8 protein-coding genes are annotated in these 16110 nt (G+C 34.7%); all 8 read right to left on the reverse strand.

Translation table 11 applies throughout. The features are described from left to right. Positions 1-26: 26 nt before the first annotated feature. On the reverse strand, positions 27-1874 hold the full coding sequence (locus BW723_RS13995) for a metallophosphoesterase family protein (protein WP_068359869.1): 1848 nt from the start codon (positions 1872-1874) through the stop codon (positions 27-29). 111 nt (positions 1875-1985) lie between these two features. Then, the gene (locus tag BW723_RS14000) at positions 1986-4967 is read right to left on the reverse strand and encodes a glycosyl hydrolase 115 family protein (protein ID WP_083139718.1); all 2982 of its coding nucleotides are present in this window, start codon (positions 4965-4967) and stop codon (positions 1986-1988) included. 1 nt (position 4968) lies between these two features. Next, the gene (locus tag BW723_RS14005) at positions 4969-6114 is read right to left on the reverse strand and encodes an acyltransferase family protein (RefSeq protein WP_068359868.1); all 1146 of its coding nucleotides are present in this window, start codon (positions 6112-6114) and stop codon (positions 4969-4971) included. Next, positions 6115-8340, reverse strand: a complete 2226-nt coding sequence (locus BW723_RS14010) for an alpha-N-acetylglucosaminidase (RefSeq protein ID WP_068359867.1) — start codon at positions 8338-8340, stop codon at positions 6115-6117. It abuts the gene before it with no gap. 5 nt (positions 8341-8345) lie between these two features. Beyond that, positions 8346-11615 carry a beta-galactosidase, LacZ type gene (gene lacZ, locus BW723_RS14015; protein ID WP_068359866.1) on the reverse strand — a complete coding sequence of 1090 codons (3270 nt, stop codon included), beginning with the start codon at positions 11613-11615 and terminating at the stop codon, positions 8346-8348. 28 nt (positions 11616-11643) lie between these two features. Further along, a complete protein-coding gene (locus tag BW723_RS14020; protein ID WP_226789186.1) occupies positions 11644-13146 on the reverse strand; it encodes a glycoside hydrolase family 28 protein in 1503 nt (500 codons plus the stop codon). Positions 13147-13270: 124 nt separating this feature from the next. After that, positions 13271-13837, reverse strand: coding sequence for a hypothetical protein (locus BW723_RS14025; protein WP_068359862.1), 567 nt, complete (start codon positions 13835-13837; stop codon positions 13271-13273). 3 nt (positions 13838-13840) lie between these two features. Beyond that, positions 13841-16108 (reverse strand): GH92 family glycosyl hydrolase, encoded by a 2268-nt coding sequence (locus BW723_RS14030; RefSeq protein ID WP_068359860.1) that lies wholly within the window; start codon positions 16106-16108, stop codon positions 13841-13843. Positions 16109-16110 lie beyond the last annotated feature (2 nt).

The raw sequence follows: 16110 nt of genomic DNA on the forward strand, positions 1-16110 counted from the left end.
CTGGATATTATTGTTATTAAAGGTTACTAATATAATGGATTAACAGTGGTTATAGTGTAAGATTCTAAATCTATTTTAAAATGATTAGCGGGTTTGCCATTCATAGTTTTTAAAAATATGGTAGCCCAAAGCTTTAATTCTTTATGATTAGATTTCTTTAAGCTATTACAAAGCTCTTTATAAGCCTTTAAACGAGGTTTTTTAATATCTGTAAAAGCCAATTTATCGGCGCTTCTGAGCTTGTAAAAATCATTAATCATATCTAAACCTGTCCAATTTTCAAAAGAAACTAAACTTAAATTTTGTTTATTTAATTCGGCTTCATTTTTAAATGCTTTTAATAATAAATCTTTACCTGTAGCATTTAACATAACCTTTTTAAAGGCTTCTGGCCAATCGCTTTTTAAAAAACGTAAGCGTACTAATTCTTCTAAATGCCAAGTTGTAAATTCTTTATAGGTTTTTGCTTTTAAAACGTCTTTATTCCAAATTACAGCATTATTTTTAGACGACAAATATTCGTGTTCTTGCTTATACAACGGAAATAACGAATTAAAATTAGGAACAGCATCTATAACAATAGTTTCCACCTCAAAATTAGAATGCGACTTAAGTGTAAGTAATTTATATCCTGGAATGTATGCTGCTAATGATGGTATTTGAATGTTTATAAGTGACTTTCCGTTCTTAAAATTTCGAATCCCAGTATCATTAATGTGCATATGCCCCCCAAAATGAACCTTTACGCCTGCCTCTGAAAGTGCTTGAGCAACGGTATGGTTTGGCACTCTGTGTAACTGCATTTTATTGGCTCCAAATAGCGCTTTCATTTCTGATGTAGCATCATCATTAAAATCGACCATTGGGTAATGGCTAAATACAATTAGGGTTTTACCTAAATCATTTGCTCTTTTAGTTACAGATTTAATCCATTTTAGTAAATGTACTTTATGGGTTAAAACATTATTGTAACCAATACTTGCGCCATTAAAATTCTCGGGATTATTATTGTTTTCATTAAGCATTTCCTTTGGAACATAAACATTAGCATCTATAGCCAAAAACCATAAATTATCGGCAGGTTCAACTAAATACGAAACATCAGGAATAGTTTGTTGTGTTTCTGGTAATTTATATGTTCTATTAGTTATTTCAGCTTGTTTTTCTGCTTCCTTAAAATCATAATTTTTATAGGAATAGTTGGTAAATGGTGTTTCCCAATACACATCGTTTTTTTTAGGAAAGAAACCAAAATCTTTTAATTCGTTTAACACACCTTGGTAACCCAACTTCGCAATATCTTCTGTTATTACCGGTTCTAAATCATCTTCGGTTTTTTGTGTAAATAGCTCTCGTTTGCTAAAAATTGCTTGAGATTTCCCTCCTATACCTAAAAAATCGATTTTTCCGGCATCTTGATAAAAGGGTTTTACAGGATCGTGATTTCCTGTGGTGGTTATAAACTGAATGTCATACTTTTCGCGGTAGCTATTCAGAATTCGTTTTAATCCTCTAATATTTATTAGTTGTCCATCGTCGCTAAAATCGCCAGGTAATACCACATATTTAACACCGCGTTTTGCCACATCGTCTAAAGCTGCTAAAAAAGCAAAATAGTTTTCGTTAAAAAGCCTCGTAGATTTTAACTGCGCTCCCATAGTTCTGGCTAAGGTGTATTTTCCTGTTAAAGGGTTTAAAACACCGTTATAATCATTATCTTGAAAACTGCCATAAATATCCCCCAAATGCACATCGGATAAGAATGCGATTTTAATATTTGCTTCTTTGTTATCGTTCTTTTTATGGCAAGCTGTTAAAATAAACAAAAGGACTAATAAGCCAGGTAAAGCATTTGAAAAATTATTTTTAGTCATTTTCATAAATTATAATAAAAACAAATTACTTGAAATTTTACTGTTTTAAAAGCAAACTTAATATTTATTAATCTTAATCAGTTTTAAATATGGTAGCTTATTTTAGGCGATTTAATTTATTATTTTTGTTTCCTTAGGAAAAGCATAGCTCGATTTCCAACCGCCTAAGTCTATTAAAATTTGATCTAACATTACGCCAGGATCTACCATCCAAACTTTTAAAGTATGTTTTCCGGCTTTATTTACAATTTGGGACACCTTTTGTACTGCGGCGTTTTTAAGTACATTTTGTTTCCATATATCACTACGTCCAAAGGTTTGAAAATTTACAATAACAGGCGCTGCATTATCTATGGCAACTGCCACACGCACGCCATATTCTGCATGAGGTGCATGCGTAGGTACCGCTTGAAGATTTACGGCTACTTCACCAAAATTAAAGCTATAAAAATCGTATTCTAAAACAGGGCTATGCTTTAAAATATCGGCTATATTCACCACTGGTTTTGCGTTTCTTGGTAATGTTGTTATCACATTATTGGTATATCCTAAACCTTCAAAAACAGTCCAATTAGCTGCTTTACCTTTTTCCTTTCGGGTGAAATGTTCTGCGTTAATAGACACATATCCTTTATCTTCAACAAAACCGTTGTAGTTTTTTAAGTCTTCGAATTTAGGATTGTAAACTGAAACGCCAATGCTTGTTGTTTTTCCTTCGGATATAAAATCGATGGCACTATTCACTTTAAAACTAGGCGGAATTAACTGAAAATCGTGACCAAGTGGGGCTTCCTTTTTATTTTCACCTTTGGGCACTTTATCCCAATCTATACTAACCCAAATACGTTTTTCGGGTGTACCTGAAGCTGAGTTTAGCGTACCTTTACTTTCCGATAATTTAATCCAATCTACTTTTGGTTTTGCTTCCCAATTAATACTGCCACTCCCCTTTACAAAAACATCTATAAAGTAAGTGCTGTTGGTATAGCTATTAAACACAGGTAAAACATCGGCATAACTATTTACAATTTTATCATTCACTTCCATTTGATAACCTTCTAAGGCCAAACCTAAAGTTGCTTGCTCTTCGGTTTCAATATGTGAGGTTGCAGGTTGTGAGAAAACAGGTAAAAAACGCGGTGTCATGGTCATAATATGGTTCCATTTTCCGTTTTGTAGTTCTGTATTATAATAATTGGTTTCTTTTTCTATGCGTTTAAACGCCGCTCTAGATAAATCGCCAAAGGTATTTGCACTTACTCGACCTTGTTTTGCCGTAAATTTATTTTTAAAACTATATAACCATTTCTCATTTAGTTTTGATGCTCCAATTATGGGGTAATATACCAACTGATAGAAAGCATCTTTACGATTATTGCGTATGGTTTTGTATAAATCCTCGGTGGTTTTAACTAGTTTTTTATGACTATCAATACGTGCTGAAACCTCATCACTATAATGAAATTGAGTTAACTCGGTTTTGCCTGCTTTAGTTACAGGTTCTACTTGACTCCATGCCATAAACTCAGGGCGTCTAATATAAGATAACCTGTTATTTTCGTATAAAACATTGGTGATTTCTGTGGCAGATTCGGTTCCAAATTCTCTTGTTGCCCAAGTATTCATATGTGTTTTTACGGCTGTACTTTTTTCAAAATTATCCATATTCCAGGCCATGTCTAAAAATAACTCTATGCTGTACTCATGAGGTTTAATATCACCACAATTTAGAATCCATAAATCTTTTGATTTAAACTCGAAAGCTTTCGCCATTTCTTCCCACATTAAAACAGGGTTTGAAGAGTTTAACCATAAATAATCATGTGGTCTTCCCCAATACGATGTATGGTAGTAAACACCCGCACCACCTTTACGTTTTTGCTCTTCCGGATTACTTAATTGACGTATATAACCATAGTTATCATCGGTCCAAACTAGCGTAATATCTTCAGGTAAGTTTAGTCCGCTTTGGTAATAATTTAAGACCTCTTTATAAGGTACAAAAGCTTGTGGAGTAGTTGTTGGATCTTTTTTAGTTTCTTGTTTTAAAATAGCTCTTTGATCTCTAATAACGCGCTCTAAAAGTTTTACTTGTGAGTCGGTATCATCTTCACCAACAATCATTGGCGAATCATGTTCACCACGCATACCAACTGTATAAATACCATCGTATTTTGCGGTTTCTTTAGCTCGTTTTTTAAATAATTTTTTAATCACTTCAGCATTGGTATCATATCGATATTCTCCCATAGCTTCATGATCCCATTCGGTGTTTATATTGCTTAACATAGGTTCTGCATGCGAGCTACCTATAACAATGGCATAATTGTCTGCCACCACTTTATTTTCTGGGTAATGGTAAAAGGCTTTGGTACTTTTATGCATTGCAGGCCAAATGGTGTTAGCGCGTAAACGCAGTAATAATTCAAATACTTTGGCATAGGTTTTTGGACCAATATCACCCGTTTCTGGTTCGTAATTTAAAGCAGCCCAACGTTGCAAACCCCAATCTTCATCATTTAAAAATACACCTCTATATTTTACCGAAGGTTCTCCATATATTTTTGAATTGATAGTTAGTACTAACTCCTCTTTTTTATCGGGGGTAACATCGGCCCACCATTCCCAAGGCGAAACGTTTAACATTCTGGATACTTCTAACAATCCATATGCCGTTGCTCTTCTATCGGATCCCACAATAACCAAGGCTTTGTCAATGCCTTTTAAAGGGTTGTCTACAACTTCAATTTTATAAGTCTCCCATTTTCCTTGTACTTGAGAAACCTCTATTTTTTGTTTTGAAACTAAATCATCAATCCATTTACTTTTGCCCAAGGTTCCAGCAATAATGGAAAACTTACCAACGGTGTTTATCTTAATCGTTTTATTAGAAATATTTTGAATATCGCGCACTAAAATACGAGCAGCAATGTCTACTACTTTAGCATCCTTTTTATCGATTAGAATACTTGCTTTTACTTCTGCAGAAACAATAGTAAACAACTGTTGTGCATCTAAATTATTCGACAAAACAAGGAACAACAATAGCAGACTATGATACTTAGTTTTAAACATTTTATTTGTTTTTTTCATGTTATAGTTTTATATAAATTCGCTTTTTGTGCAACCACCAACCCATAGACCAACAAAGCATCGTAAATGCAATGGCCGTTAAAAAAGCACCAAAACTTCCAGGACATATTTTTTGAAAAACATGTTGACTTACCCACTCAAAAACATCTAATCTGGATGCTGTTGGTATTAATCGTAAAGTGATGTAAAACAATTCGGAAAACAGGTAAATAAACAGCGGATTTTTCCCAAACACATTAAAAAATTCGGTGCCTCTGGTTTTTTTTTTTAGTTCGATAGCATAAATTAAAATTGCCATAACCGATACATCGATACCAACGGTAAGAAGCACAAACGAACTTGTCCATAATTTTTTGCTAATTGGAAAAACTAAATCCCACCAAAAGGCTAAAGCGGCTAATAAAAAACCAAGCATTAATAACTTAGCAATACCTTCGAAAGATTTACCTTTCTGCTGAATAAATCGCCCCGCTAAAAATCCTACGATAACATTTACTACCGATGGTAACGTGCTTAAAAGACCTTCGGGATCGAAAGGAATGCTGTCTTTTTTATAAATATGTCCTTCTCCTAAAATGGCTAAGTCTAATTTAGTAATAGCGTTTGTTGCCATTTCTAATTCTAAACCTGGTACACCGAATACATATAAAAGCCCCCAATACGCCAATAAAATAATTACTGATATTACTATGACAATCTTAGGTTTTAAATAGTAAAATAACACGGAAGCCATAAAATAACACAGGGCTATACGTTGCAAAACGCCCATAATTCTAGTTTCGGAAATAGGTTTTAATTCTAAACTGCCATTTACACCCGTTCTAAAAAACGGAAACCAGTACATTAAATACCCAATAAGAAATATTAAAACCGTTCGTTTTAATACTTTTTTCCAGAATACGGTGGCAGATCCCGTTTTCAATTTTTCCATAGAAAAACTCATGGCGTTTCCCATGGCGAATAAAAACGAAGGGAAAACCAAATCTGCTAGTGTAAAACCAAACCATTGTGCATGCACTAAATACGGATAAAGGTCTGCGCCTGTACCTGGTGTATTTACCACAATCATTAAAAAAATGGTAAGGCCTCTAAAAACATCAAGAGACAAAAATCGGTTAGATTTTGTTATAGAAGTCTCTGTCATCATTTAATAATTGTATTGAATAGGTTGCATTTTAGCGGTAATAGGCTGAATACGATTTCTGTATTTTTTGTGTAATGCCTTAACAACTTCTCGAGCGTTCCCTTGGGCTGTTACAGGAAAATCTTTTCGGGCGGTTACCCAATTCCATTCCCATTTTTTTATAGTTTTATCGAATGCATTTTGATCAAAATTGTTCCAATCTTTTTTAACGGTGGCAAAAAACTGTTCCCATCTTGGTTTGTAAAAATCAGAAAGTAATCCGCTCCATTGTCGGTTGCTGTACTCATGCAATCTATTATTAGCATCTCCCCACAGCGTAATTAAATCTCTTGCATTTTGTTCGTAAAGTGCTTTTTCTTGTTCGGTTTGCCCCCAACTTCTCGCATCGGCAATCCAAGGACCTAACAAGAAATCTTTTCGGGTGCCTAAAAGCGTATCCATATCATCAATTAAGGCGATAAATTCGTTACTATATTTATCAAAATCGGCTTTATTATTTGCCCTGTACGCTGTAGTTATTTGCTGTTGCAATGGCAATGCGTAGTTTGCTAGAACTTGTCGGGTTACATCGACTAAATCGTATTCAAAACCATCCGAATCTTTATGTAACGGTATTGTTTTTACAAACAAATCCCAAGCGGGTAATAAATCTTCTGGTGCATAATTTAGTTTGGTTCTAGCCCATCGTCTATAGCCTTCAAAAGTAGGTCTTGCCACAATAATAGATTCGGCACCATCACGAATTACTTGTCCGTTGTAAACGGTTTTCACCATAATATCCCAAGCTTTCAAAATGTCTGTATTCGATTGCCCATAACGGTTTAAAGTATAGCGCTCTAACCAAGTTTTTAAATCTATTGGTGTATCTCGCCAGGTGTTATCGGTCATTAATTCATATAAAACAGGATTTTGCTCAATAGATTCCATGGTTAATCCAATTCCTTTTAACTTGCCGGCATGGGCATTATTTAAAGCTTTGGCAGGTTCATTGGCAACGGTTTCTATACGCCCAAACATACTAATATTACCACCAAAACTGTGTAACATATTCCAAATCCATTGCTTTCCGTAAAAGGCTTCGGTACGTTTCCAAACCGGTTCTATTTCTGAGGCTAAATCGAGAATAATCATTTTATCGTCTGGAACAGGCGTTAACAAACCCTTAATTTGTGGTGCTTGCCAAAAATCTCTATGACTGTAAAACAGCCACCCTTGCATCACCCAAACGGCATCGGGATCGGCAGATTTCATACCTTCATAAACCTTACTACTTAAATTAGATAAATATTCGGGGTCGTTAGAGGGCGGTGTATTTTCATTAAATGTATCGGCAGAATACAAATGATCTGTGCCGTAAATACGTTGTTGGCTTTCTAAGAATTTCTTTCCGATTTCAGCAAATAACGGATCGTTAGCATCTAAAATATACGTATCAGAAAAATCGTTTCCCCAATTGGTTTGTTTTAAATTAGCTTCTGGAAAAAAAGTTTTAAAAGACGCAGGAACATGCCCTGTAAACGCCGGTAAAACAGGTTTCATACCTAATGCTCTTTCGCGTTTTAAAATCTTTATTTGTAAATCGCGGTGCGTGTCTTTCCAATGTTGCGATAACGGACCGCCCCAACCATCTAAATTTCCCATCCAAAACCACGAAAAATAAGCTGGCCCACTAAAAAAAGTACTTAAATCGGCATCTGTAAAACCATAAGACTTATAAACTTCGTCCCAAATATACTCTTCGCCTGTAATGGCTAGAGGCATATTAATACCGTGTAAAGCCATCCAATCGATTTCTTTTTCCCAACGTTCCCAATCCCACCAACTCATAGTGTAATTAAACGTACAGTAGTTTAAATAATAGCGGTATTCGTAAGGTGTTTTTTTATGAACTAGTGTTTTTAAAGCAGGTAGTTTTTTGGGTAAGTTAAGGTTTGTACCATTCCAAGTAATTTGGCTATTTGTGTATTCTTTTAAATAATAATAAAAAGCAGAAGCAATAGAAACGCCGTTATTACCTCGTAAAATAATTTTATCGTTTTTAGATTCAATTTCAAACCAATCTTCTTCTTCCGAAATTTTATCAATTTCTACAATAAACTGCGAAGCATGGTTTGGCGCAATACGTTTTATAAGCGCCATTTCTGGTAATTCGGTATTGGTAGCTTGCTTTTCTTTTTTACAAGAAACAAACAGTACAAAAACAAAAAACAGGCTTATACTTAACTTCATTTCTTCTAAAATTTAATGGTTTCCGGAGCGATTTTATTTAAGCTATCCGTTACAGGAACTAAATAAAACGCATAATTGTAATTGCCGCCTTTTATCTTAAATTCTTGGTGTGGTTCCGCTTTAAAAGACCACGTATTATCGCCACCAACACCTTGCTGAATTAAATCTACATTAACCGTTAAAACCGTTCTATCTTCTAATTGGTGTGTATGCGTTGCGGCGTCTATATTTTTGGTACTGTAAGGTGAAACACTAAAATTAATTGGGTTTTCGCCTTTTACTAATACACCTTGACTTGACGAATTTAACAAACTAAACCAGCGTGTATCCATGTGGTTCCCATATTCCTCTGGAACTACATAACCATAACTCATGGTGAAAGCATCACCTTTGTATAATCCTAAAAATGCACCCGAATTTCTATCTTGATAATTGGCTTGTGGACCTTTTCCAAAATATTCTACCGTTTTGTACTGGTTGGCAATATCAAACTGCATTCCTATTTTAGGAACATCAGGTACATTTTTATCAATACTAATAGCTTGTGCTACTTTTACATAGCCATTTCCTAAAATGATATAGTTTAAAGTAACTGCTGTTTTTGGATTTAAAATTTCCCCTTTTACTGTAATGCTAATTTGTGATGTATTAGAAGCATCAACCTTAATTTTTTGTACTTTAAATTGATTTGCGGCAGTTTTCCAATCTAATTCGTTGGTTTTTTTCATTGATCGTCTGTACGCTGCTTCGTTTTCGGTTTGAGCACGCCAGAAGTTTAATTTTAAAGGGGTTTCAATAAGTTTGATGCCTTTTGAATTGTACGATGAAATGTACCCCGTTGTTTTATCGACGATCAATTCCACCAATTCATTTCTTACGCTGATGGTTTTAGCCGTTTCTGAAACCGCTAATTTCTCTTTACTTTGCATGGAAGCAATAGTTTCTTTTGAAGATAAGTTTAAAGCAAACTGCTCTTGAAAAACAACATATCCTGCACGTTCCCACAAGGTATTTTCTTTTAATAAACCTTTTATATTGATGGCATAATGACTGCCTACTTTTGCTGAAACTTTTTTAAAGTTGACCTTAAATGATTCTTTTTGATAAGGCTTTGTATTTAAAGTTTCTAATTTACCTGATTGAATACTTTTTCCATTTTCTAAAAGTTCCCAAACCAAATTGTATTTAGTTAAACTAGAAGCATGATGACGGTTTAAAATCTCGAATTCGCCTTTTAATGCATTTACTTCTGAAATAACAACAGGCTGATTTACTTTTTTTGCTTCGTAAATTTCGGGTTTTGGTGTTCTATCGGCAGCCACAATACCATTTAAACAGAAACTACCATCGTTAGGCACATCTCCAAAATCGCCACCATAGGCAAAAAAATCTTTTCCATTTTCGGCGGTTTGCAAAATACCTTGGTCTATAAAATCCCAAATAAAACCTCCCATAGCTCTATCGTATTTATGTACAACATTCCAATAGGTTTTGTAATTCCCTAGAGAATTCCCCATTGCATGCGCATACTCGCACATTAACACCGGACGTTTATCGAAACTGGTATTATTAATTAAACTTTCTAATTCGTTTGGTTGCGGGTACATTCTACTTAGCATATCTACCCATTTTGGATCGGTTGGATTACCAACATGCGATGGCCAAAAACTACTTTTATATCTTGGATCTGTTGGATCGCCTTGTGCACCTTCGTAATGTACATAACGTGTCGGGTCTAAATCTTTAATCCAGCTAGCCATTGCTGCATGATTTGGCCCTGTACCAGACTCATTTCCTAAAGACCAAATAACAATACTTGGATGATTTTTATCGCGTTCTACCATACGAATTCCTCGCTCTAAAAAGGCATTTGCCCAAGATGCGTTGTTTGATAATTTTCCGCCTAAGGCATGACTTTCTATGTTGGCTTCGTCCATAACATAAAGTCCGTATTTATCGCATAATTCATAGAAATAAGGATTGTTTGGATAGTGCGATGTACGAACAGCATTAAAGTTGAATTTTTTAATAAGTTGCACATCCTTTTCCATATCGGCTTTGGTAACCGTTTTACCATTTATCATACTATGGTCGTGGCGGTTTACACCAATTAGCTTTACCGGATTTCCGTTTACCAAAAAGCGTCCTTTATCATCAATTTCAACTTCTCTAAAACCAACTTTGGTACTGGTGTATTCTATAGCTTTACCATTATTATCTTTAACTGTTAAAAGCAAGGTATATAAGTAAGGTGCGTCTGCAGACCATGGTTTTGGATTTTTAACTACGGTTTCAATGATCCCGAAATATACATTGTCTCTAGCTGGGTATTTTTCACCTAAAAAAGTTTTTAAAGGTTGCGTTTTTTCTGGAGTCACCTTGTTGCCTTCGGCATCTATTAATTGTGTGGTTAACGTCCAATTATCTACAACGGTTTGTAAAGGTGTATTGCTAAAATGACCTACTTTTTCAATAAATTTATCTTCAATATTTACAGTGAATTTAGGTCTAATTTGCAGTAAAGCATCTTGGTAGTTTTCATCGAAATCTGTACGAACCGTAAAATCGGAAAGGCGCACTTTTGGAACTGCCTGCAAGTATACTTCGCGCTCTATCCCGCTCATTCGCCAAGTATCTTGATCTTCTAAATAACTACCATCGCACCAGCGGTAAACTTTTACAGCTATTTTATTTGCACCCTTTTTTAGGTGTTTTGTAATATCAAATTCCGATGGCAATCGTGTGTCTTCACTATAACCAACAAACGCACCATTTACCCAAACATAAAATGCAGAAGAAACACCACCAAAATGAAGAATGACATCTCGATTTTGCCATGTTTCATCAATATTAAAACTTTTAACGTAATGTCCAACAGGGTTATCGTTATGATTTATAAAAGGCGCATTGTTAAAAAACGGATTGGTTGTATTGGTGTAAATAGCTTTTCCAAAACCACGCATTTCCCAGTTAGAAGGCACATCTATTGTAGCCCATTTTGAGACATCGAAATCGGTATTTTGAAAGGTATTAAACGCTTCGTTTGGTGTGGCTACCCAATTAAATTTCCAATCGCCATTTAAAGATTTAAAATATTTAGAATCTTCTCTACGATTTGCCTTTGCTAGATTGACATTTTCGTAAGAATAAAACGTTGCCTTTGCAGGTAATCTATTAATTTGATTGATGTTTGGATCTTCCCAAATATTGTTTTGCCCAAACAATAAAACAGGATATAATAAAAATAATATGCTTTTTAAAAACGATTTATTCATGTGTATTTTTTCTTTTTTTTTTAGATGATTATAGCTTTACTGTTAACGCTGAATATTTTGAGTCTAGTGTGGTGTTTTCTGTATCTTTTAGTATAATTTGTCCTTTATAATCTTTGTTTAAAGTGATGTTGTTTATCTCTAAAGTCTTTACATCATCGAACACAAAAGCAGGACGAAAATCTACATCATCTAGCGTGAATTTTATATTATTTAAACGAATACCTTGGGCATGTCTAACATAAAGACCATAAGCCGGATATTCACCAAACATAGAGAATTCTGGAGATGCCGTAATTTCTTCTGGCACTTGATCTAAACGACTTAAAGGCATATACGCCATTCCTTTAGAGGCTTTACCAGGATAGTTAATTTCAATATTTTCTAGGCTTACATTTTCAATCTTATAACCCGGAATACCTACTATAGCTGATGAAAAAGGGTTGTGAAAGAAATCGACTTCTGGCCCTCTTAAATCATAATTAATATCGGGTCTACCAAAAGGAACTTGCACTTTCATATTTTTAATAGTTACATTTTTAAGACTCCCTGGTTTTTCTCCAGAACGATGTCCCAATCTTAAAAAGATAGCATTTCCGGTATTTTCGGCGGTAATATTATTGACTGATACATTTTCTATAAAACCACCATCTACCGTTTGAATGGCAATTGCTGAACGAAATGTATCGAAAACCTTAATATCTTCAATAGTTATATTTTTAAAACCACCAATAGAGGCAGTTCCAAATTTTATAGCACTAGCACTAGAACGAATGGTGCAATTTGCAATATAAACCGAATCGTTAAAATAACCGGGATAATACGATTTTAAACAAATAGCATCATCTGCCGAATCGATATCGCAGTTGGTAATTTTAACATTTTTACAATCGGTAATATCGATACCATCGTTGTTCCAATACGCGCGATTGATAATTTTTAATTTGTTAATAGTTAGGTTATCACATAGCTCGAAAGACAAACCCCAACAAGCGGCTTGTCCTACTTTTACCCCTTCAATTAAAATAGTATTGCTTTGCGAAAAACGAAACAGTTTTGGCCGCATAGTTTCATTTGGTCGGTGTCTGCGGGAGTTGTAATTTGGATCTACAGCAACACCTGCATGATGTAAACTATCTACTGCTATGGCTAAAGCTAAACCTTGTCCATCTATTTCACCTTTACCTTTTAGCGCGATATTATTTGCTTTATGAGCTAAAATTAACGCTAACTGAGAGTTATCGTCTTTTTTAGGTGAAGTTGGCCTCCCCGGAAATTCCATTTTGTAATAATCTTTCGGGTTTGTGCTTCCTAATAAAACCGCACCTTCTTCAAAAAACAAAGTCACGTTACTTTTAAGCTGAATACTACCCGATAAAAAACGCCCTTTAGGAAAAACGACTTGTCCGCCATTATTTTTAAAAGCCGCATCTATCGCTTTTTGAATGGCATTTGTATTTAGCGTTTCGCCATCTGCAATAGCGCCATAGGCCAATATATTATAATTATTAATAGCTTCTTTTTCTGGATTCATTGTTTTTTCTTTCTCTGAATCTATACATCTAACAGACATAAAAACGACTACAAAAAAAGGTATTAGTGTTAAAAAAAAACGATTCAATTTTATCATAAAACAAGACTAAAAAATAGGTTTTACATTACTTTTCTGCAATGGTAGTTAATGTACAATTTACACCCAAAGGATTTTTTGCAATTTTACAAATTAACGGAAACTCGGGGTTATTTAAAATCCATAATTCGGTTTCATCAATCTCTGCTTTTACAAACAAAACATCTACAACTTTACCATCTATAACCACTTCGTTTGCAATTTTAGTTTTATCTAAATTATAGGTTGTGTTGTTATAAACGAACTTGTTGTGAGTTACCAAATCGGAAAAAGCCGATTTAGAAATCATAAAAAAAGTATCGGTGGGCGCTAAAGTTAATATTTCTGGTGATTCCCCTTGATTAAAACTTAAACCTGTACCGTTACTTAATGCTTCTGGCAAAATAGCGTACGTTCGTTTTATTTTACGTAAATCCCAATCTATAATTAGTGTATCGCCCACAAAAGTAGGACGTAAATTTACCGGTCTTGTTTGTCCGTACAATTTACAAATATATTGCAGTTCTGTGTTGTTTGTTATCTCTGGAATATGCCCTTGCGCTTGTCCTGTATTATATAGTAAGCAACCAATGGCAAAAAGAATTATTTTTTTCATGTTCTATATTTTTTTAGGTGGTAAAATAGTAGTTCCCCAAGCCGAAGGTTTTGCACTCATGGTAAATATAAGCTCACCACCTTTTACAATATCTTCGTGCATAATCCATGCTTTATCGTATGGTTTTCCGTTTAAATAAGCTTGTTTGATATACCTGTTTTTAGCACTTAAATTTTTAGTGGAAATTTTAAAATACACGCCCTTTTGCACTTCTATTTTAGTTTCTTCTAGCATCGGCGTATTTATTAAATAATATGGCTGACCAGCGTTAGGATAAAGCCCCATCATATGAAAAGCTAACCAAGAAGACATGGCACCAGAATCGTCGTTACCAGGTAAACCAAAGTTAGTGGCGTTAAAGTTGTTTCTAATAATTTCACCAATTCTATCGCTACTTAAATCCGGTCTTCCAATCCAGTGATACAACGTTGGTGTTAAAAACGAAGGCTCGTTGGCTACGTTGTATAAATCTTTATCAAAAAAGGTATTCAGCCTATTTTTAAATACCTCGTTTCCGCCAGATTTTTTAATAATCTTTGGAATGTCGTGAGGCAAACTAAACGAATATTCCCACGAGTCGCCTTCGTAAAAGAACACGCACCAATGGCAAACATACCAAGGTGATTCTTTTACATGCGTTGTATATTTAAAGGTTGGCTTTTGTATTTTTGACGTTCCAAAAACAATATCATCTAACCAATTACCATCTTCATCTTTAGGCATAATAAAGCCTTTAAAACCTTCATCTTCATAATTATCGCGCCACAGGTTTTCCCAATAACTCGATTGTTTCATGTAACGCTCGTAAATATCATTATACCCCAAGCCTTTTGCTACGGTCGCAATATTATAATCGTTGTAAGCATAATCTATGGTTCTGTTTCCTGCGCGCGGAATTCCGTAAGGAATATACCCCAAACTTAAATACTCATTTAAACCACCACGACCTTCGGCTTCTTCGTTTCCTCCTGGCGGTACTTCGGCATCTTTAAGCATTGCTTGTAAAGCCAACTCATAATCGATACCTTTTAATTTTTTAACAAAAGCATCAGCTAAAACAACCTCAGCATTAGAACCACCTTGTGTACGTCCGTTTGCATTTCCACTTCGGCCTTCTGGTAAATAGCCATCTCTTTTATAAATATTAAGCATAGCGTTTACAATTTCGACTTCGCGCTCTGGATCTATAAGCGTAATTAACGGACTTGAAGTTCTAAAGGTATCCCAAATACAATAAAAATCGTCGTAGTATGGCACTTCGTTCCAAAGTGGATTTTCGCCACTTCTATCTACTGGCATTAACATAGTATGATACAAACCGGTGTAGAACATTTTTTTATATTCTTCGGATGTATCTTCGGCGATAGTAATACGTTTGATAATTTTTTCCCATTTATTTTCTAAGCTTGATAACACCTTGTTAAAATCCCAATGTGGAATTTCGACTTTAATATTATTTTTAGCTTTAGAAGAACTTAAATATGAAATTCCAATTTTTACATTTAAAGTTTTATTTCCTTTATTTCCGAAGGAAAGCAAAGCCCCTGTTTTTTCGCTAGAATCGAATTGTAATGGTTCGTTAGCGACTAGTTTTCCGTTTTTCCAGGTTACATATTTAGCAATAGGCTGATCGAATTCTGCCCAGAAAAACACCGTGTAAGCTGGTCCATTATTCCAACCTCCTCTAATTCTGCTGTAGCCTCTAACTTCGGTATCTGAAATAATTTCAATTTCAGAACCCACAAATTGTTGAGATTCTCTACTATTGGGAATTTCTTTTTCTCCTAAGAAAAAGCCTGGGTCTATTTTAAATTCTTTACTCGCTGCTTTGGGATATGTAATACGATAGAAAGCAACTTTCTCGCCAGTGGTAATTTCTGTTTTAATATTATTTTCTTTAAAAACAGTTTCATAATAACCAAGTTTTACGTTTTCTTCTGCACGAAAAGAGGTTTGATCTATTTTATCTAAAGTGCCAGAAAAAGGCATCACTTGTATATTTCCATATTTTGGTCCGCCACCAGTTCCACTAACATGTACCTGACTAAAACCCGTGACTTCTTTTGGCATTGGCAACCAACCACTATTTGGCGATACCGTACAATCTGGACTTGGTTTTACCATGCCGTAAGGACAAGAAGGCCCAATAAAAACACGCCCTGTTCCTTCTGAACCTATCATAGGATCTATATATTTATGAAGTACTTCTTGAGCATTAATCATATTAAAAAGTACTCCCGTAAACACTATAAGTAATATCTTTTTTCTCATAA

Origin of the sequence: Polaribacter reichenbachii, assembly GCF_001975665.1 — a bacterium.
In the GTDB taxonomy this organism is placed as follows: domain Bacteria; phylum Bacteroidota; class Bacteroidia; order Flavobacteriales; family Flavobacteriaceae; genus Polaribacter; species Polaribacter reichenbachii.

Excerpts from the sequence above, each read along its gene's own strand:
- BW723_RS13995 (WP_068359869.1), bottom strand. The coding sequence starts at position 1,874 with ATGACTAAAAATAATTTTTCAAATGCTTTACCTGGCTTATTAGTCCTT.
- lacZ (WP_068359866.1), bottom strand. The coding sequence starts at position 11,615 with ATGAATAAATCGTTTTTAAAAAGCATATTATTTTTATTATATCCTGTT.
- BW723_RS14030 (WP_068359860.1), bottom strand. The coding sequence starts at position 16,108 with ATGAGAAAAAAGATATTACTTATAGTGTTTACGGGAGTACTTTTTAAT.
- BW723_RS14020 (WP_226789186.1), bottom strand. The coding sequence starts at position 13,146 with ATGAATCCAGAAAAAGAAGCTATTAATAATTATAATATATTGGCCTAT.
- BW723_RS14010 (WP_068359867.1), bottom strand. The coding sequence starts at position 8,340 with ATGAAGTTAAGTATAAGCCTGTTTTTTGTTTTTGTACTGTTTGTTTCT.
- BW723_RS14005 (WP_068359868.1), bottom strand. The coding sequence starts at position 6,114 with ATGATGACAGAGACTTCTATAACAAAATCTAACCGATTTTTGTCTCTT.
- BW723_RS14000 (WP_083139718.1), bottom strand. The coding sequence starts at position 4,967 with ATGAAAAAAACAAATAAAATGTTTAAAACTAAGTATCATAGTCTGCTA.
- BW723_RS14025 (WP_068359862.1), bottom strand. The coding sequence starts at position 13,837 with ATGAAAAAAATAATTCTTTTTGCCATTGGTTGCTTACTATATAATACA.